Here is a 20,196-nt window from a genome sequence, read left to right as displayed (position 1 = left end):
TTTCACCATTTTTTCTTATAATAAACATTGTACGCAAAAAGTTGATTAATTTTTTTAAATATTTTATTCGAGAAATCAAGTGGAGGATTTCAATTGACAAAATTAGTACCGAATCCTAACGAATCTGCTTGGAAAGAGAATTTAAAGGTTTCATTCCCTTTAGATTTGAGCTATATTCCCATTGGATTAGCTTGTGGGATTCTATTGCATGCGGCTGGGTTTAACACTTTTAACACGATCTTGGTTTCACTACTGGTATTTTCTGGTGGAGCTCAATTTTTGATCGCATCCATGTTAACCATTAATTCGCCACTTTTAACGATCGTTTTGATGCTATTTTTCCTTGAACTACGATATGCTTTGCTAGGCTCGAGTCTTTCAAAGTATCTTCATGGACAGAATACGCTTTTTACGTTCTTCTTTGCCTGTTCGCTAAATGATGAGAACTATGCCGTGAACTATCTGAAGTTTTCAACGGATAAGAAGTGGACGCCCAAGGACGCTCTTCAAGTTGAACATTTTACGCTGTTTTTCTGGACCATTAGTAATCTGGTAGGGAGTTTGATTGGTTCAGCTTTAACCATCGATTTAACCGTGGTGCATTTTGCATTAACCGCACTTTTCTTATACATGATTGTGATGCAACTAAAGGATTTGCTAAAAGTGTTCATCGCATTTCTTGCTGCTGGCCTTGCGATCTTCTTCCTAGTGTTAACTAAATCAACGCTGGGATTAGTAGCGGCGACCTTAGTAGCTTCATTTGTCGGTTTCATGCTTGATAAGTACTTTCGGAGTCGAAGACATAAGACCCATAAAAAGAGTATTTTTCTTAAGACGTTTAAAAACCCTGCGGGAACACCAAAGGAATAAGTTGGGAGAATTGTTATGAAATGGGATGCGATGCAGCACTTTCTGTTAATATTGTTGTGTTTCGGAGTTGCTTTAGCTCCAAGGTTTATACCACTAGCATTTTTTAGGAAACGTAAAATTCCAAAGTGGTTTATGGAATGGATGGAGTTTGTCCCGATCTGTTTGTTCACTTCATTGGTCGTAAAGGATATTTTTATTAATCAATCCTATGCCTTTTCAATCAGTGGTCAGGGACCGGAACTAATTGCCGCCGTGCTAGTGATTGGAATTGCTTACTGGACACGATCCATGTTAGTTTCGGTGATGGCTGGATTAGCGGCCGTGTTTCTACTAACTTTTGTCCTTTAACTTAATCAATAAAAAAAGACGTAACTTCAAAAATTGAAGTTACGTCTTTTAATATCTGTAAAGTTATTTATACATGTAGTCTCGGGTCATTGGTAGTGAAGCACCAGCTGGTCCCTTGGAGATTAGGTATTGCATAACGTCGATGTTTCCAACCTTAAATGATGCGGCACATGCTTGTAAGTAGAGGTCCCACATACGACAGAAACGTTCGTCAAACATGTTTTCAATTTCTTTTCTGTGAGCATTGAAATTCTTGTCCCATGTTTCCGTAGTTTTTTGATAGTGTCGTCTTAGTGATTCAAGATCGTAAATTTGCATCCCGTTATCAATAATGTGATCCAAGTTTTCGGTCAAACCGGGGATGTAGCCACCTGGGAAGATCCATTTGTTCAACCATCCGTTGATGGCACCACCCTGTTGTCTAGTGATTCCGTGGATCAAAGCGTTTCCGTTTTGGGCGAGGTGATCTGAAACCACCTTGAAGTATTCGTCGAGGTTTTCCTTTCCAACGTGTTCAAACATTCCAACTGAGGTAATGTAGTCCCATTTCTCAGATTTTGGAAGTTCACGGTAATCTTGTAATCGAACTTCGGCAACGTCTTCTAAGCCGTACTTCTTGATTTGTTCGTTGACGTAGTCACATTGTTCCTGGCTAAGGGTGACACCAGTGACCTTTAGGTCGTATTCTTTGGCCGCAATCAACATTAGGGTTCCCCATCCACAACCAATGTCTAGTAAGGTACCACCAGGCTGAGGGTTCAACTTTTTGATAATGTGATGAACTTTATTCATTTGGGCATCGTAAAGACTGTCTTCGGGGCTTTCCCAGTAACCACAAGAGTAAGTCATGGTTTTATCAAGCCAAATCTTGTAGAATTCGTTTCCGATGTCATAGTGCTTTTGGACATCTTTTTTACTTGCAGCTTCGGAATGAGATGATTTTGGTAACCATTTGATAAACTTCTTGTTGTGAAGAAAACTACTGGTATCGAGGTAAGCAGCTGCAACCAAGTCTTCCAATGAGATTCCCTCAATGGTGATGACACCGTCCATGTAGGCTTCACCTAAAGCAATCGAAGCATTGTTAGTGATGTCCTTGATTGGAATAGCTTTGTGGATGGTAATGTGAGCTTTCGGTTCACCCTCACCATAAGTCTTAGTTGAACCGTCCCAGTAGGTTACCTTTAGTGGAATATTAAAACTGTGTTTGATAAATTCACTATAAAACGTCTTTTCAAGCATATAAAAACCTCTCTTTAATTCAATAGTTATAAGGACATTATAACCTTTTTTGTGAAACTCGTAAAATAGACTGACACAAATTTCACCAAATTACAATCGATGGTATAATAAAAATATTCCATCTTATGGTTGAAATGGAGGAATAATCGTGAAAAAGAAATGGCTTTGGATCATCGTCATGTTAGGTTGCTCCATTTTCTTATTTCATGAATATACAAGTGTTCATAACATTAACGATCAAATTCCTCACCACATAACAGGAAGGCACAGGTTAATCATGCGGTGCCTTCATCTAATAATCGTTTAATCGTTTGAAAAATAATGGTAAAACATCTAATCAGGGCACTCCAGACGTACCAAAGAAGGCAACTGGGTTAAGAGTTACCATATCATCTTGAGGTAAAATCATAACTTTGGAAAAGAGGATCAATTAAATTAAAAATGGATAATATTACAAACTGGTGGCAAAAATTTTTAAATAACACGAAACTAAGACGAGCAACGGTCTTATTGCTGATTATCTTGGTACTGTACCTATGTCGTTCAATGATGACGACCATTCTTTTGACCTTTATTTTTACCTTACTAATCACTAAGCTGGTGCTCTGGATTCGCGCTCGAATTAAGATCCCAATTCCTATTTTGGTGATTGTAATCTACTTGTTGATCATTGGGGCCATTATCCTAGTTAGTGTTCTCTACCTACCTAAAATTGCCGAGCAGGGAGTAGAAACGACCAAGACCCTGATCACGTTTTATGAAAGTCCTCATTCGATCAAGAATCCCCAGGTAAGGGCTTCGGTTCTCTGGCTATTAAAGAATTTTAACGTTCCTAATCAGATTAAAGGTAGTATGAACTTGATCTTTAGTTACATTACTAGTATTGGAACAACCGGAATTGCCATGTTCATGTCACTTCTTCTAAGTTTCTTCTTTACCCTCGAACTGAAGCAGGTCAAACGGTTTTCGAAAAAATTTCTAACCAGCACCTTTGGCTGGTTCTTCTCAGATATTTTGTATTTTGCTAAAACGTTCGTGAAGACGTTCGGGGTGGTAATTGAAGCGCAGTTCTTTATCGCGATCTGTAATACCACCATTACGACGATCTGTCTGTGGATTATGCAGATTCCACAACTTTTGATTCTGGCGGTCATGATCTTCTTTCTTAGTTTGATTCCGGTTGCTGGAGTGATCATTTCGCTAATTCCGCTGACGCTGGTTGGTTACATGGTCGGTGGCTTTAGATATGTAATCTATATTTTCATCATCATCATGTTGGTTCACCTACTTGAAGCCTATGTCCTAAACCCTAAGTTTATGTCGGCTAAGACTGAATTACCGATTTTCTTCACCTTTGTGGTCTTACTAGTTGGTGAACACATCTTTGGAACATGGGGTCTAATTGTTTCGGTTCCCATCTTTACCTTCCTGTTGGATGTTCTGGGAGTTCAGAACGTTGATGATGTTGGTAAGAACAAAAAGCCGGGTTGGATCAGTAAGTTAATGAAAAAATGCTTCAAATGATGTAAAATAAACTTGGATTAAAACAAAAGAGGGGTATTACAATGGCTAAATTAGTATTTGTTAGACACGGTCAAAGCGAATGGAACTTATCAAATCAATTCACTGGTTGGGTTGACGTTGACTTAAGTGAAGAGGGAGTTAAGCAAGCTAAGAATGCTGGTAAGTTGATTGCCGAAGCAGGAATTCAGTTTGATCAAGCTTACACTTCAGTTTTAAAGCGTGCAATTAAGACTTTGGATTACGTATTGGACGAAAGTGACCAATTATGGATCCCAGTTACCAAATCTTGGCGTTTAAACGAACGTCATTACGGTGCACTTCAAGGTCAAAACAAGGCCGAAGCCGCTGAAAAGTTTGGTAAAGAACAAGTTCACATCTGGCGTCGTTCATATGATGTTTTGCCTCCACTTTTGGACGCAAACGATGCGGGTTCAGCTGCTAAAGACCGTCGTTATGTTGACTTGGATCCTAAAGCAATTCCTGGTGGTGAAAACCTCAAGGTTACTTTGGAACGGGTTATTCCATTCTGGCAAGACCACATTGCTCCAAAGCTTTTAGACAATAAGAACGTTATTGTTGCTGCTCACGGTAATTCTCTTCGTGCTTTAACGAAGTACATCGAAGGAATTTCTGATGAAGACATCATGAACGTTGAAATTGCTACTGGTCAACCAATTGTTTACGACATTGACTCAGATTTAAATGTTTTAGACAAGGTTAAGTTAGGCGAAGACAAATAATTTAACGTTAATTAGTAAGTAAAAACACTTCCTACTCATTAGGAAGTGTTTTTTGTGTGTCCATTAATTTAATTTTAGTGTCACCGTCGATAATTTGGATCACCACTGATTTACTTGGATCATCTGATAGTGGTCCCATGTTAATGCAATAATTACCGTCCCGAGTTTTAACGTATTTAACTCGGTCAAGAAGAAGTTCTTTAAAGACCTTACTAATTTCCTCATGACGTTCGGCTTTTTTCACTGCGGTTACTAAGGTAAAGCCTGATTCTAGATATGATTTAATTAGTAGCACGGTAATCAGGGTATGAATACTATATCGTTTATTTTGATTTTTCTGAACTGGGAGGGAAGAAATGTAACCACGTTGCTCCCAATAACGAATCTTACTCTGTGGAATGCCTGAACACTTTGAAATATCACCAATTCCGACCGAAATGTTATTCTTTGCGATGATTTTACCAAGTCGGCCATTAAGATCAGCTACGTCATGATCATTCTCATTTTCCAAATGCGCACCTACTTTCTTTATTTTGTCAAACTCGATGCATCCGTTAAATGATACACTATTCATTATATGTAAAATAATGTATGTGTCAATTAAGTTGACACATACATTAGATAGTTGTATAGTTATCAATATCGCAATTTACGCGAGTTAAACTAATTAAGTTTTGAAAGGGGTACATTTATAATGCATAATTTTCCAGCTGTTGATGCAAATGGAAAAAAGTATAATCGGACGATGTTTGTCATTATTCTTTTAGTTGGAACCTTCTGTACGGTTCTGAATCAGACCATTTTATCAACGGCTTTTCCAACGTTGATGCATGCGTTTAATGTTAATACCTCAACCGTTCAGTGGTTAACGACTGGATTCATGATGGTTAACGGAATTTTGATTCCAGTTAGTGCCTGGTTGAGTGGACGTTTTAACACTAAATGGTTATATTTATCGGCAATGATCATTTTTGAAATCGGAACGGTCACGGCGTGGGTGGCACCTACGTTTAGCGTTCTGTTTATTGCACGTTTGGTCCAAGCGGTTGGAGTGGGAATTGCCATGCCACTGCTTCAGACCATCATGCTTTCGATCTTCCCACCTGAAAAACGTGGATTCGCCTTAGGACTAGCCGGCATTGTTGTTGGTTTAGCACCTGCCATTGGCCCCACGTTATCTGGATGGGTAATTGATGTTTCATCTTGGCGTGCTCTATTCGGAATTATTGCACCAATTGTGGCAGTAGTAATCGTTTTGGGACTTTTCTTCGTTAAACCAGTTCTACCAACCAAGAAGAGTAAGCTAGACTACTTTTCATTAGTTCTTTCTACCATTGGTTTTGGTAGTTTACTATATGGATTCTCATCAGTCGGAAACGACGGTTGGGGCAGTCCAGTTGTAATCTGGTCACTGATTATTGGTGTCATCTTCATTATTCTATTTGGTTGGCGTCAACTAGTTATGAAACATCCCTTCCTTAATCTCGATGTCTTTAAGGCCCGTGAATTTCGACTAGGAACCTTAATCAGTTCCGTCGTTTTCATGGCCATGGTCGGAGTTGAAATGGTTTTGCCACTTTATCTTCAGATTGTAAGGGGAATGAGTGCTTTCCATTCTGGTCTAACCCTGTTGCCCGGAGCGATTTTAACTGGATTAATGAGTCCAGTTACAGGACAACTCTTTGACCGGTTTGGTGCCAGAAGACTTGCCATGGGTGGTCTGTTCCTTTTGACGGTTGGAACTTTCCCATTCATCTTTCTAACTAAGGATACTCCAACAATTTATGTTACGATCCTTTACGCTACGAGAATGTTTGGGGTTTCAATGTCAATGATGCCAGTGACGACGTCTGGAATGAACGCCTTACCAATCAAACGGATGGGTGATGGAACTGCCGCTAATAACACGGTTCGACAAGTTTCTGGTTCAATCGCTACGGCGGTCATGATTTCAATCCTATCCAACGTTACCAGCAATCATATGCCAGCTAAGCATTTGCTTAAGATTAACCCATTAGCATATCAATCCGGCGCAATTAACGCTACTTTGAAGGGTTACATGGCAGCCTTTGGAATTGCTTTTGTAATTTCTGCCATTGCCTTTTTGAGCACCTTCCTTTTAAAGAAGGGCAAATATATGGTTCCTGCTGACAAGAATGATGATGAAGGAGGCAATGACTAATGATATTTATTTTATTTATTATCTTTTTAGTTGGCTTCTTCTTAAGTTGGAATTTGATTACTAATAAAAAGTGGTCCAATATCATCGGCATCTCATTTGGTTTACTGATTATCATTAGTATTGGACTAATGATCGGTAACTATCACAATCACTTGGGGATGGAGAAGAAAACCACCACGCAAACGACTTCATTTACCTCGGTTAATGACCAAGCTAACATGTTGTTATACAAAAAGATTGGTCAGACAAATAATAAAGTCGTTATTTATAAGAAGAACAAGCAACAAAAGAAACCAACCGTGACCCCGGCGGTTGACACTACTAATGAAATTAAACAGGGTGGCACTTCTAATCAACTAGTCACTAAGAAGCAAGACTGGGTTTATAAGAATTCGTTTTATAAGGTCTTCTTTATGTTTGCACAAAAGGAATCCTTCATTAAACGAACCAATACTTTCCATGTAAAGTCTGGATACATGGTCTTCACGCCTGAACAGGCGAAAGCATTTGGGCAAGCTATGAAACAGCAGGCGGCTCAAATGAAGAAGTCACAACAAAATCCACAGGCTCAGCAACAGACAGCTGCTTCTGGAAAACAGTTCGTGACTGCTAAAATGCAGCAAGCCATGGCGGAAAATCCAAAGATGTCACAGGCTGATCAAGCTAAGTTACAGAAGAAAGCAATGAGTGACTTTAAGGCTCAGATGCAGGCTAAAGTTCAAAAACAAACGGAACAGAAAGCCATGGATCAAGCTTTAAAAGTTAAATAAAACAAAAACGATGCTCAATTTTTGAGCATCGTTTTTTTATTGTTGATCTTGAATTTTTTCGAGTTCTCGATACTGATTCGTCATCCACTGCATATAATTTTGGCCTCTTGGTGCGGTTTCAGAGACGTTTAGGATTGGGACGTTGTACTTTTTAGCATATTTAACCATCTGAGTAACCACAGGACTGTCAGACTGAGTGTTGTTAACGAAGAAGGCAATCTTATGATTGCGCATATCGCTTTGCAGCTCGGCAATATCATTGACAGAGGGATCGACACCCTTTTCAATTGCATTAGAAAAGCCGTAATCCTTGAGCTTGTACCCAAGGGCATCAAGCGAGTAGTCAAAGACTGGTTCACTCGTAGCAACTGATTGACCGTGTGAATTTTTGGCGAGTTTTTTGATTAACTGTTGAGTCTTTCCCCACTCATTCTTATATTCTTGAGCATTCTTTTTAAAGTAGTCACGGTGGTCAGGATCAAGCTTACTATAGACGGTGACTAAACGATCAACAAGGTGATCCATGGTTTCAGGATCATACCAGATGTGTTCGTTATCTCCATCTTTTTTGTGCATTAATGTCCCAACGTTAATGTCCTGTTGATGATCATTACCAGCGTTATGAACCAGTTCTTTCATCCAATCATCATATCCAATTCCGTTGGCAATGACCACGTTTGCTCTAGCAACTTCTTTCGCGTTATTAGTTGTTGGTTCAAAATCATGGGGGTCAACGTCAGAATTAATGATTGAAGTATTATGACCATACTTGCCAACCACCTTTTGAGCGGCATCACCGTAGAAATTAACGGAACTAACGACCTGAATTTTCTTCGAGTCATTGGACGTGGATTGATGACATCCCACTAGTGGAATCATGAATAATGCAAGGCAGGTTACTAATAGGGCAATCTTAAAGTGTCTTTTCATTTTATCTTCCTTTTCTAATCTTTGTCGAATTCTATCCTAGTGTAACATTTTTGGTGTGGTAAAATGAAAATGCCATTCTAGCTCAGTAGGTAGAGCATTTCCATGGTAAGGAAAGGGTGCCGGGTTCGACTCCCGGGAATGGCTTTCCGGTTCGTTTGATTAAGTTAATTAATTGAAAACTCTCACTACCGAAGTAGTGAGAGTTTTTTATTCAGCCGTTGAATTTTTACTAACTTTAATTAAATTATTACTGATGGCCCGCTTAGGAATCAACGGAGAAACCTCACCATTACACAGCAGGGTCAATGAGTGCATGGCCCGTGTCAGGATGGTGTAAAGAACTCCAAGTGAATGTTCATCAGGATAGTTTCGTTTGGATGTATCCCATGCAACGACAGAGTCAAACTCGAGTCCCTTTGCGAGGTAGACCGGGAGAACCACGACTGGAGAAGTCATGTCACGATCACTATCTTTTAAGAGAGTGGCATCGAACCTGGCGTTCACTTTCTGGTAGACCCGCTTGGCAGACGCAGCATCCTTGGTGATGATGGCCACGGTTTCGTGCTTTTGAAGTTGTTGCTTGATGACGCTGAGGAGGGTTTGCTCCAATTCATCTGAACCATCTTTGACGATCAATTCCGGCTTATCACCGTTACGATTAAAGGCTTCGATATCATTGCCATCGGGCAACAAAGATTTAGCAAACGAGGTAATTGGGTAAGTAGAACGATACGATCGATTCAGTTGAATCAAACGGGAACGTTTACTTGGAATGGCATCATTTAATTTATCTAATAGTGTTTGAGCGGATTCCACATCCTTAAAAATGGCCTGTTCACTATCGCCAATTAGATTGAACTTAGCGCGCGGAAAGATGAGTTTGAGATACATAATTTGGGCAATGGAATAGTCTTGGATCTCATCAACAAAGAGGTACTTAATGTTGACGTTTTTATTTTCACCGCTGAAACGATCCCGAAGGTACAGTAACGGAGCGGTGTCATCTAAACCAATCTGGTGAAATTCAATGTGACCCAAAAAGTCATTCTTACTTTGTTTCCACTGGTCCGAATCAACCTGGTTCGGTAGCTTAACGTGGTCAAGGAAATCAGCGTATTGAACGTAAGGATCTAAAAACTCATCATTATAGATGGCATCGTAGACCGTGCTTAGACGATTTTTAACTAATTGGGTCGCGATATAATTCCGTTCGTCATCGAGTTCCTCAAAGTCGTTTAGGTGTTTTGCGCCGAGTAGATTGTGATACTGTTCATCACTCATGGTATCGATGATGTCTGCGACCCATTTCCTCTTGGTCTCGTCGTGAATCCGATTCTTGAGGCGCTTAATCAGCTTGTTTTTGGTTTGAAGCAGTTTTTCATTGCTGGTCATTCTCTGTGGAAGGGCCGCATAAACTTCTCGAATCTCATCCTTTGAAAAGTAGACCTCGCCATTAAAATGAATGTCATCAAACTTAATGCGATCAGGAGTTAGCCGTTTAACGTACTCCTCAATTTGGTCAATGTAATTCTGACTGTTTTTAAATTCCCGAAGAGCGGGATCAAAATCTTGATCGTTATCTTCATACCGCTGAAACAAGGTTTGAACCTTCATGCCCTCCAGGCGGTGAGCAAAGAATTCGGCCAGAGTAACCTGACGCATGTTCCGTTCCCCTAAACTTGGCAACACATCTTTAATGTAGTTACTAAATAAAAGATTGGGTGAGAACAGGAGGATCTGGTCGGCATTGAGTGAGTCCCGACTGTGATACAGCAGAAAGGCAATGCGCTGCAAGAGAGCCGATGTCTTCCCAGAACCGGCGACTCCTTGAACCACTAATAGGTTACTGTTGGTATCTCTGATGATGTCATTTTGTTCGTGTTGAATGGTAGCCACGATGTTCTGCATCTTTTCGTTGTTTTCATCACTTAAGGCACTCTGAAGCAGTTCATCACCGACCATTTCGTTAGTATCAAACATGTTGATAATCTTGCCATTCTTAATCTGAAACTGACGTTTCTTTAGCAGATCGGTATTTTGCTTGCCATTGAGAGTATCGTAAGCGACTTTGCCCAGGGTCCCATTATAGTAGACACTCGAAATGGGAGCTCGCCAATCATAGATTAAGAACTCGCCATCTTTGTCAATGAAAGAAGCTTTCCCAATGTAGAGGTGGTCCACGTCAGAAAAGCCTTCATCTTGAATGTCGATGCGCCCAAAGTAGGGTGACTGTCGTAAGTCGCGATAAGTTGCTAATTGGCTTTCAACGATGGCTTGATCCTCGACCACTTTATTGGTAAGACTACGTTGCTGTTGAAGGTCCGCACTGGTTTCGATCCGATCGTCTGCTTCTAAGTAGTTGGCAGAGGTGTTGGTCCCATAGTCCTTTTGAACTCGTTGAGTTTCTGCCTTGGCTTTTTGGTATTCAGTTTGGGTGTCCTGGATTTTTTCGTCTAGTTGTTGCGAAACCCAGGTAACACGCTCTTGCTCTTTGTTTCTTTCATCCTTATTCAAGTGCATACTCCTCCCTTTAATTCGTGAATAATTCTAATTTGAAAAGCCGGGACTGTCAATTTTTTCGTGCTTTGACAACCCTTCTTAAATCGCATAAAATAATGTTGATATAGATTTGAATTAATAAGTAGTAGAGTCAAATGACAGAGAGGCTATTTTTACTGAGATTAGCCAGACGATACGAAATGGTTTGATGGTTAACTACCTTATAGTTTGAGTGGCAGAGAATTTCTGCAATTTAGGTGGTACCACGTGTAGGCGTCCTATTGATTATTCAATAGGACGTTTTTTCTTAAAGAAGGGGAAATTATAATGGCAGAAAAAGAAATTGTTTTGACCGGTGATCGTCCGACCGGCAAGCTTCACATTGGACACTACGTTGGTTCATTAATGAGTCGACTCAAGCTCCAAAATTCAGGCAATTATGATCCATTTATCATGATCGCCGATATGCAGGCGTTGACTGATAATGCTCGTGATCCAGAGAAGATTCAAAATAGTCTGTTACAAGTAGCCTTAGATTACCTGGCAGTTGGGCTTGATCCAGCTAAATCAACCATCTTCGTGCAGTCTCAGATTCCAGCTTTAAACGAATTAACCATGATTTACTTGAACCTGGTCACGGTTTCACGTTTAAAACGTAATCCGACCGTTAAGACCGAGATTAAACAAAAAAACTTCGGTGAAAGTGTTCCAGCTGGCTTCTTCATCTATCCGGTTAGTCAGGCGGCTGACATTACCGCCTTTAAAGCAACCGTGGTGCCAGTTGGAGAGGATCAGGAGCCAATGATCGAGCAGACGCGCGAGATCGTGAGAAGTTTTAATAACGCTTACCACAAGGATGTGTTGGTTGAGCCAGAAGGCTTTTTCCCACCAAAGGGTCGGGGTCGAATTCCAGGATTAGATGGAAACGCCAAGATGAGTAAATCGCTAAACAATGCGATCTATTTGGCCGATGATGCCGACACCATTAAAAAGAAAGTAATGTCCATGTATACGGATCCAGATCATATTCACGTCCAGGATCCCGGTAAAGTAGAGGGTAATACCGTCTTCACCTACCTTGATATTTTCGCTAAAGATCAGCAAAAAGTTAACGAACTGAAAGAGCAATATCAACATGGTGGTCTTGGAGATGTTAAAATTAAGTTGTATTTAAACGAAGTTTTACAAGATGAACTCAAACCAATCAGAGAGCGCCGAGAAAAATTGGCAAAAGATCCCCAATATGTCTATCAGGTCTTAAAGGATGGCAGCGACGCAGCTAACATTGTTGCAGAAAACACTCTTGAAGAAGTTCGTGATGCGATGGGAATTAACTACTTTAAGTAGCATAAATTTTCAAAGCATAAAATACGAATAAATACTTGAGGAGGAGAATCGAATGGAGAACTTTGTCATCATTGATATCGGTTCGAACTCAGTTAGAATGGCAATTTATTGCATTGATCCAGATGGAAGTTACCATGAGATAAAACGCGTGAAGAATGATACCAGATTATCTGAGGGAATCGGACAAAATAATATTTTACAGATAACGGCAATGAATCGTACTATTTCAGCGCTTCGATCCTTTAAGTCAGAGTATTCAAAGTATAAAAATGTGGTGGTGCGAGCCATTGCTACGGCGGCGGTGCGGCAAGCTCAAAACCAAAAAGATTTTTTAAAAAATGTTTATAAGCAGCTCCACATTAAAGTGCGCGTGTTAACCGGGAAAGAAGAGGCCTACTACGATTACCTCGGAATTTCAGATCGATTAGCGGTGAAGGATTATCTTTTGATGGACGTGGGTGGAGCCAGTGTGGAAATCATCCACGTACGAAATCAAAAGTGTATTCATTGTGTGAGTGTTCCCATCGGAGCCGTTAAGATTTCGGAACAATTTCATCTCATTGATCAGGTGACCGCCGCTGATTTATTTGAAGCAGAGTCATACATTGCGGAAGTTTACAGTCGGATTCCGTGGATTAAAAAGCCCCTTCATTATCCCATCGTGTTGATCGGTGGAGCGGCTCGCGCCATTGCGCGCATCAACCGGCGTTATCAACATCTTAGTCATGTTGATCACATTCAGAATTTTCAGTTAACCAGAAAGCAGGTCAATGTCACGGTTGAGACGTTTTTGAACCGTAATTTGGCAGAACGACAGAAAATCAATGGTCTTGAAAATGACCGAGCCGATGTGATTATCGGTGGTTCGTTGTGTCTGACGGTGATGATGAACTTTATTGACTCCAAGCGGGTTATTTTTTCCAATGGCGGAGTTCGTGAGGGACTCATTAACGAATACATTGAGAATAATCCTCATTTTAGAAAATAGGTGTCATTTTGAACGATTTTAAGGGTTTTTACAAAAAATCATATGGTGAACGTTTAAAGCAGGTGGCCCAGTTTGCTGACCTGGATGGATCGCAGCTTGAAGTGATTCATCATCATTTTGACGATACCAGTAGTCACCTTATTGAGAATTATTTGGCCGATTACGGATTGCCAGAGGGAATTGCCACTAATTTTGTGATTAACGGAGTGGAGCACCTGATTCCCATGGTAATTGAAGAACCATCAGTTATTGCCGCTGCCAGCAACGGTGCTAACATGTTACGGGCTGGGGGTGGCATTCATTCCAAGGCCCAGAGTCGCGTTTTAACTGGTGAGGTGGTTTTAAGGGTGGATCGCCCAGCTCAGTTTGAGCGGTGGGTTCAAGAAAATCGGTTGAAACTTATGGAAGTTGCTAGAAAGGCTCATCCCACGGTTGAGAAATATGGAGGAGTTCGTGATCTTAGTGTGACTGAGATTGACGAGCATTACCTATCCATTGAACTATTTGTTGATGTGGGGGATGCAATGGGGGCTAACATCATTAATTCGATGTTGGAGGCTCTCTCGACCTATCTTGAACTTAATGTGGATCAGTCTTCCTTAATGAGTATTCTTTCAAATTATGGTGATCGGAACCTGGTTCAGGCCAACGGAACCGTACCATTTTCCGCGTTGAGACGTGGTGAATTAGACGGCCAAACGGTGGCTAAAAAGATTGCAGAGGCAGCGATGATTGCCCAAAAGTATCCGAAGCGAGCGGCTACTCATAATAAGGGAATTATGAATGGAATTGATGCTGTGTTGCTTGCAACCGGAAATGACTGGCGAGCCGTTGAAAGTGCAGTACACGCTTATGCAGCTCGTAAGGGTCAGTACCAAGGCCTTAGTCAGTGGAAAGTTACAGATAAGGGTCTCACTGGAACGATTACTATCCCAGTTCCATCAGGGATCATTGGTGGAGCGACCCACCTTTTTGCCATGAGTCGAATTAATTATCAGATTTTAAACGTTAATTCAGCACTTCAGTTTATGGAAGTGATTGCGGCGGTTGGACTGGCACAAAATCTAGCAGCCTTAAAGGCGCTTGTGACCGACGGAATTCAGCGTGGTCACATGAACCTTCAGATGAAATCTCTTGCTATGTCTGCGGGGGCAACCAGTTACCAACTTGATACCGTGGTTAACGAATTAAAAAAATTACCGAAAAATCAAAGAAATTTAGAAAATACGCAACGAATTCTAGAAGGGAAGTTTGGATCAAATGGCCGAAAATAACAATAATGTCCAACTAAGTAAAACGACCCAGGGCTTAATTAACGATGTTAGTCACTTTTTCCCGGGCGACGTTGAAGTCCAGTTTATTGGCAACTTAAAGTCTGGTTACGTGCGTCATGATCAGGCTCAGGTGGTTCAAGATGGTGATCGACTTTACGTCCAGATTAACGACCTGACCGAGCCTGATTTCACTGCCACTCATGAATTGCTTCATCTTTTGATGACTCTGCGTGGCTTTCCTCAGATTTATTTTCCCCTTACTAGTGGGGATAAGCAACTTGATGAACAGTTGATGTACATGGGAACCGAGTTGTACGATGACGTTTGTCATTTTGTGGTTTATTCTGAGCAACGAAAACACGATTTAGTTGATGAGAGAATCGAAAAGGAATATGTTAAGGGTGTCAGACAGACGATTACCCCTGAATCAGGGAAGGTTGACGATGAAATGCCACTGCGTCTCGTTACGATTTTAGATGCAATGATTTTTCTCGGTGACCATTTCGATCAGTTTGCTGACGTGTTTCAAAGGAGTTTTCCAATTTCCTTGAAGGCTGCTAAGGAATTATATGCCATGTTAACCGAAAAGCCAGTTGACTCTCCGTTTGCCCTTCGACGTGATGTTGTAAAATTATATCGTGATTTTGATAAGCAGATGAAGAAGTGGGGACTTCCGCCCCTTCAACTAAATGACTTTGTAATGATGACAGCCGTCTTTTCAAAACGGCAACTAGGCCTTCAAGTAAAACAGGTCTTTAACCTTTATCATTCGGAACTAAAAGAAACCAAGACTGGGAAAAGAGCCTACGTTGGCTTCACCAAGTCAGATGATCAAAACTCGTTCGTGACAAGTGGACCAGCAGGTAAACAGGCTAGTGAAGATTATTTTAAAGAACTGTATTCTAAGACAGTGAAAGAATTGTATCAAGATTTAAGGATTCCATATTTATTAAGATAGGGTGATAATATGAATCAAGATAATATTCAAGAAAAGTTTAATAATGCTAAGAACATCGTATTTTTAACGGGTGCTGGGATTTCAACTCCATCTGGCATTCCTGATTATCGTTCAAAGGGCGGCTTGTATACGAATGACAAGAGCAATAAACCAGCCGAATATTACTTGAGTCATGACTGCTTGGTAAATGAACCAGAAGTATTCTACGAATATGTAAAAAAGAATATGTACTATCCAGATGCTAAACCAAACGTCATTCACGAAAAGCAGGCTGAATTAACCCGGCAAAATCGTGCTAGTATCATCACGCAAAATGTTGATAATTTGTACGAAAAAGCGGACGCTAAGAATTTGAATGAATTTCACGGTAACTTGTACGACATCTACTGTCAAAAGTGTGGTAAACACGTTGATTATCACGAATACATGAAGAGTATGTATCACAAGAATTGTGGTGGAATCCTGAGACCCAACATCGTTTTGTATGGTGAAGGAATCAACACCCAGACGGTTGAAAACAGCGTGCGACTGATGAGTCAGAGTGATCTGATTGTGATCGTAGGAACATCGATGCGAGTTTATCCGTTTGCGGGACTATTGGATTATCGAAATCCCAATGCTGATGTTATTGCGATTAATCAGGAAGCTCTTCACTTTGATTTTCCATTTACCATGGTTCAAGAAGATGCCGTTGACTTCTTTGATAAACTGAAAGTATAGGTGGTAACGTGATTTTAATTGGACTGACAACCTGGTCCGATCATTCATCGTTAATTCATGGGAAAAATCGTAAGGTTACTTTATCTGAATATGCCCAACATTTTCCCGTTGTGGAAGTTGATAATCCGTTTTACGGAATTCCCAAAATTAAGACGGTGGAGAATTGGCAAAAACAGGTTCCAAATAATTTTCAATTTATACTAAAAGCAAACTATTTAATGACAAAACATCATTTGCCTCAGTTCGGTGAGGACAATGAACAGGTTCGAAGAGAGACCTTTATGCGATATGGCGAAATGGTGGATCCACTGGTTAACAGCAAGCAGTTGGCGTCCGTTTTATTTCAATTTCCGCCATATTTTCGCTTAAATAACGACAACATTCGCTACCTGAGGTTAATTCGCGAGTGGATGGGAAGTTTACCCATCTCGATTGAATTTCGGAATCCAAGTTGGTATGGCGATGAAATCTCTCGTGATGTTCATGACTATTTAAAGAGCCTGAAAATGAGTGAAGTGGTAGTTGATGAACCACACAATCTGTCAGATGGAGTGCCATTTGAACCCTTTGTGACGGATAAAAACTTCGTTATGATGAGACTGCATGGACAGAACCAGAAGGGCTGGTTTGAAAAAAGCTCTCAGTGGCGCAAGAAACGAACTTTGTACCGTTATAACGAAGATGAACTGAAGCACTTTGCGGAAGTCGCAAATGACCTGCAGAAGCAAGCTAAAGTGGTTTGCGTTATTTTTAACAATAATTCTGGCCATGATGCGGCTGATAATGCCTTACAGTTAAAAAAGATTTTAGGATTGAATTTTGGTGGATTGGCTCCCATGCAACTCGATCTGTTTTAAAAAGTAAAAGTAGTATAATATTAATACGATTGAATTTGTACGATATGAAATAAAGGAGAGAATTGGGATGGCTGAAAAACCAACATATTACATTACAACACCAATTTATTATCCATCAGGAAGATTACACATTGGAAACGCGTACACGACGGTTGCCTGTGATGCACTGGCTCGTTTTAAGCGTGAATCTGGTTATGATGTTTTTTACCTGACTGGAACCGATGAACATGGTCTTAAGATTGAACAAAAGGCGGAAAAATTGGGGGTTGATCCCAAGAGTTACGTTGATAAAATGGCCACCCAAATTTCTGACCTCTGGGCTAACCTCGATATTTCAAATGACGCTTTTATTAGAACGACCGATGACAAGCACGTGAAAGCCGTTCAGAAGATTTTTCAAACGTTACTAGACCAAGGGGATATTTACCTCGGTCAGTATTCTGGCTGGTATTCTGTTTCCGATGAGGAGTACTTTACTGAGTCCCAATTAGCGGAGGTTTATCACGATGCTGACGGAAAGGTAATCGGCGGAAAGGCTCCTTCTGGCCATGAAGTTCAGCTGGTTAACGAGGAATGTTATTTCTTCAAAATGAGTAAATATGCAGACTGGCTGATGAACTACTACAAGGAACATCCTGATTTTATTGAACCTCATTCACGAATGAATGAAATGGTGAATAATTTCTTAAAGCCAGGTCTAGATGATTTGGCGGTTTCTCGGACCACCTTTAATTGGGGAGTTCCGGTGAAATCTGACCCTAAACACGTGGTTTACGTCTGGATTGATGCTTTATCAAACTATATCACTGCCCTTGGATACGACAGCGATGATGATAAGTTGTTCAAGAAGTTCTGGCCGGCTGATCTTCAAATGGTCGGAAAAGAAATCGTGCGTTTTCACACCATTTACTGGCCGATTATTTTGCATGCCCTTGGTCTACCACTTCCAAAGAAAATTTACGGACACGGTTGGTTAACCATGAAGGACGGGAAGATGTCCAAATCAAAGGGGAACGTCATTTATCCAGAGACATTAATTGATCGTTATGGACTAGATGCCACAAGATACTACCTCATTCGAGCAATTCCCTTCGCAAGTGATGGAATTTTTACTCCAGAGGATTTTGTTGATCGGATCAACTACGATTTAGCGAATGACCTTGGAAACTTGCTGAACCGGACGATTGCCATGGTTAACAAATATGAAGATGGCATCACTCCTGCTTACCATGATTCAGACGATCAACCAAGTGTTGACTTACAGAAGGTGGCCCAAACGACCGTTACCGAATTTAAGCGATTAATGAATGACACCCATTTGTCTGATGCGTTGGCTGAAATCTGGAAGCTTGTTTCCCAGACTAATAAGTATATTGATCAAACTGAGCCATGGACACTGGCTAAAAATGCGGATAACCCCGATGATCAAGCTAAACTAGCAAACGTGATGAGCCACTTGGTAGCAAGTCTACGTTTGATTGCTATCTTGGTTAGTCCAATCATGCCGAACGCAGCCAATGAGATGGATCGTCAACTTGGTCTTGATCAAATGGCCGATTTCGATATCAAGAATGCTGATTTGGCTGGTTTACCCGCAAAACAAAAGGTCATCGAAAATGGCGAACCCATTTTTCCTCGATTAGATCGGGACGTTGAAGTGCAATTCATCAAGGACCAAATGACTAAGTCCGATAAAACAAAGGGCCGTTCAGCAATGAAGCGTGCCGACGAAAAGAAAGCCGCCTTTGATCCCCAAAAGACCGTTTTAAAGTCAACAAAGAAAACGTTAGATTTCAATGATTTTGAAAAGGTTGAGTTGAAGGTAGCTGAGGTTAAAAACGTTGCTAAGGTTGAAAATGCGGACAAGTTGCTTAAATTTCAACTTGATGCTGGTGACGACGGTGATCGTCAGATTGTTTCTGGAATTGCCAAATGGTATCCAGATTTCAAGCAGCTAATTGGTAAAAAAGTGATCATTGTGGCTAACCTTAAGCCTAAAAAGCTCCGTGGACAATTGAGCCAGGGAATGATTTTGTCAGTTGAACAAAATGACGGTTCAATTAAGGTCGCAACTGTTGATCAAACCTTAGATAATGGCAGTACTTTAGAGTAGATAGAAGAGTTTCACTAGTCGATGATTAGTGAAACTTTTTCGCTTATGAAAGGATATCCAATGAAAATATTTGATTCTCACACTCATTTAAACGATCAACCATTTGAAAATGACATTGATGGATACGTCAATCACGCCCAAAAACTTGGAGTAGTGAGGATGGCTAACGTAGGTTCGAACGCCGAATTAAATGAACGGTCACTTCAACTCGCTCAAAGATACGATAATCTTTATTCGATCGTGGGTTGGCATCCTGAAGATGCGCTGAATTACGATCAAGACCAGGAGCAATTGTTGGAAAAGCAACTCGAAAATCCGAAGGTGGTTGCTGTTGGTGAAATTGGGATGGATTATTTTCAGAACACGACCCCCAAAGACGTGCAGGAGCGAGTCTTTCGTAGACAGATTGAGATTGCTAAAAACATGCATCTACCGATCTCGGTTCATAATCGGGATGCTTTTGAGGATGTCTACCGCATTTTAAAGGATGAACACATCTCAGAGGTTGGTGGCATCATCCACAGTTTTAACGGCGATAGTGAGTGGATGAAGAAGTTCATTGATCTGGGGATGGTCGTTTCTTACAGTGGGGTCGTAAGTTTTAAAAAGACCAAGGAAGTCCATGAAGCAGCTCGGTTAACGCCCATTGATAAGATCCTGGTTGAAACGGATGCTCCGTACCTCACCCCGGAACCATTTCGAGGACGTCAAAATGAGCCGGCTTATTCTTTGTATACGTTAGAAGCAGTAGCGCGGTTTAAAGACGTTGATCCGGATGTGGTTGCTAGGGCAACGTATGCGAACACAAATCGAATATTTGGATTGGAAAATTAA

General features: G+C 40.8%; 18 protein-coding genes and 1 tRNA gene. 15 read left to right on the top strand and 4 right to left on the bottom strand.

The window, feature by feature from the left end:
- The first annotated feature begins 93 nt into the window (after nt 1-93).
- Nucleotides 94-870 (top strand): AzlC family ABC transporter permease, encoded by a 777-nt coding sequence (locus tag FC73_RS04840; RefSeq protein ID WP_010022885.1) that lies wholly within the window; start codon nt 94-96, stop codon nt 868-870.
- A 15-nt stretch (nt 871-885) separates the two neighbouring features.
- Nucleotides 886-1,218, top strand: coding sequence for an AzlD domain-containing protein (locus FC73_RS04835; RefSeq protein ID WP_010022884.1), 333 nt, complete (start codon nt 886-888; stop codon nt 1,216-1,218).
- 63 nt (nt 1,219-1,281) lie between these two features.
- On the opposite strand, the gene FC73_RS04830 is transcribed toward FC73_RS04835, so the two are convergent.
- Nucleotides 1,282-2,460 carry an SAM-dependent methyltransferase gene (locus FC73_RS04830; RefSeq protein WP_010022883.1) on the bottom strand — a complete coding sequence of 393 codons (1,179 nt, stop codon included), beginning with the start codon at nt 2,458-2,460 and terminating at the stop codon, nt 1,282-1,284.
- 441 nt (nt 2,461-2,901) lie between these two features.
- On the opposite strand from FC73_RS04830, the gene FC73_RS04825 reads away from it, so the two are divergent.
- Both FC73_RS04825 and FC73_RS04820 read left to right on the top strand, forming a co-directional pair.
- The gene (locus FC73_RS04825) at nt 2,902-3,984 is read left to right on the top strand and encodes an AI-2E family transporter (protein ID WP_010022881.1); all 1,083 of its coding nucleotides are present in this window, start codon (nt 2,902-2,904) and stop codon (nt 3,982-3,984) included.
- Nucleotides 3,985-4,025: 41 nt separating this feature from the next.
- Nucleotides 4,026-4,724 (top strand): 2,3-diphosphoglycerate-dependent phosphoglycerate mutase, encoded by a 699-nt coding sequence (locus FC73_RS04820; RefSeq protein WP_010022879.1) that lies wholly within the window; start codon nt 4,026-4,028, stop codon nt 4,722-4,724.
- 31 nt (nt 4,725-4,755) lie between these two features.
- On the opposite strand, the gene FC73_RS04815 is transcribed toward FC73_RS04820, so the two are convergent.
- Nucleotides 4,756-5,235 (bottom strand): MerR family transcriptional regulator, encoded by a 480-nt coding sequence (locus FC73_RS04815; RefSeq protein WP_010022877.1) that lies wholly within the window; start codon nt 5,233-5,235, stop codon nt 4,756-4,758.
- Nucleotides 5,236-5,418: 183 nt separating this feature from the next.
- Here FC73_RS04815 and FC73_RS04810 point away from each other — a divergent pair, with 183 nt between their 5' ends.
- Entirely contained in the window at nt 5,419-6,906 is a 1,488-nt protein-coding gene (locus tag FC73_RS04810) for an MDR family MFS transporter (protein ID WP_010022876.1), read from the top strand.
- Nucleotides 6,906-7,676: a DUF4811 domain-containing protein gene (locus FC73_RS04805; protein ID WP_010022875.1), complete on the top strand. Its 771-nt coding sequence runs from the start codon at nt 6,906-6,908 to the stop codon at nt 7,674-7,676. The genes FC73_RS04810 and FC73_RS04805 overlap by 1 nt, the downstream gene beginning before the upstream one ends.
- A 36-nt stretch (nt 7,677-7,712) precedes the next feature.
- Here FC73_RS04805 and FC73_RS04800 read toward each other — a convergent pair whose 3' ends face one another.
- On the bottom strand, nt 7,713-8,606 hold the full coding sequence (locus FC73_RS04800) for a metal ABC transporter solute-binding protein, Zn/Mn family (protein WP_010022873.1): 894 nt from the start codon (nt 8,604-8,606) through the stop codon (nt 7,713-7,715).
- Between the two features lie 71 nt (nt 8,607-8,677).
- On the opposite strand from FC73_RS04800, the gene FC73_RS04795 reads away from it, so the two are divergent.
- A tRNA-Thr gene (locus FC73_RS04795) sits at nt 8,678-8,750 on the top strand.
- 63 nt (nt 8,751-8,813) lie between these two features.
- Here FC73_RS04795 and helD read toward each other — a convergent pair.
- Nucleotides 8,814-11,126 (bottom strand): RNA polymerase recycling motor HelD, encoded by a 2,313-nt coding sequence (gene helD / locus FC73_RS04790; RefSeq protein WP_029327200.1) that lies wholly within the window; start codon nt 11,124-11,126, stop codon nt 8,814-8,816.
- A gap of 306 nt (nt 11,127-11,432) precedes the next feature.
- Between helD and trpS the strand changes: the two genes are divergently transcribed.
- The 8 genes from trpS to FC73_RS04750 all read left to right on the top strand — a co-directional run bounded on the left by trpS (nt 11,433) and on the right by FC73_RS04750 (nt 20,196).
- Nucleotides 11,433-12,452 carry a tryptophan--tRNA ligase gene (gene trpS / locus FC73_RS04785; RefSeq protein WP_010022870.1) on the top strand — a complete coding sequence of 340 codons (1,020 nt, stop codon included), beginning with the start codon at nt 11,433-11,435 and terminating at the stop codon, nt 12,450-12,452.
- A gap of 52 nt (nt 12,453-12,504) precedes the next feature.
- On the top strand, nt 12,505-13,440 hold the full coding sequence (locus FC73_RS04780; protein ID WP_010022868.1) for a Ppx/GppA phosphatase family protein: 936 nt from the start codon (nt 12,505-12,507) through the stop codon (nt 13,438-13,440).
- 8 nt (nt 13,441-13,448) lie between these two features.
- Nucleotides 13,449-14,714 (top strand): hydroxymethylglutaryl-CoA reductase, degradative, encoded by a 1,266-nt coding sequence (locus FC73_RS04775; RefSeq protein ID WP_010022867.1) that lies wholly within the window; start codon nt 13,449-13,451, stop codon nt 14,712-14,714.
- Nucleotides 14,701-15,672 (top strand): hypothetical protein, encoded by a 972-nt coding sequence (locus tag FC73_RS04770; protein WP_010022866.1) that lies wholly within the window; start codon nt 14,701-14,703, stop codon nt 15,670-15,672. Before FC73_RS04775 ends, FC73_RS04770 begins: the two co-directional genes overlap by 14 nt.
- A gap of 9 nt (nt 15,673-15,681) precedes the next feature.
- Nucleotides 15,682-16,392 (top strand): NAD-dependent protein deacylase, encoded by a 711-nt coding sequence (locus tag FC73_RS04765; protein ID WP_010022865.1) that lies wholly within the window; start codon nt 15,682-15,684, stop codon nt 16,390-16,392.
- Nucleotides 16,393-16,400: 8 nt separating this feature from the next.
- Nucleotides 16,401-17,249: a DUF72 domain-containing protein gene (locus FC73_RS04760; protein WP_056936296.1), complete on the top strand. Its 849-nt coding sequence runs from the start codon at nt 16,401-16,403 to the stop codon at nt 17,247-17,249.
- Nucleotides 17,250-17,316: 67 nt separating this feature from the next.
- Nucleotides 17,317-19,362 (top strand): methionine--tRNA ligase, encoded by a 2,046-nt coding sequence (gene metG / locus FC73_RS04755; protein WP_010022863.1) that lies wholly within the window; start codon nt 17,317-17,319, stop codon nt 19,360-19,362.
- A gap of 60 nt (nt 19,363-19,422) precedes the next feature.
- Nucleotides 19,423-20,196 (top strand): TatD family hydrolase, encoded by a 774-nt coding sequence (locus tag FC73_RS04750; protein ID WP_010022861.1) that lies wholly within the window; start codon nt 19,423-19,425, stop codon nt 20,194-20,196.

Source organism: Fructilactobacillus fructivorans (assembly GCF_001434095.1).
Classification (GTDB): Bacteria; Bacillota; Bacilli; order Lactobacillales; family Lactobacillaceae; genus Fructilactobacillus; species Fructilactobacillus fructivorans.
Note: the sequence above shows the minus strand (reverse complement) of the source record. Positions and strands in the feature narration are given on the sequence as shown.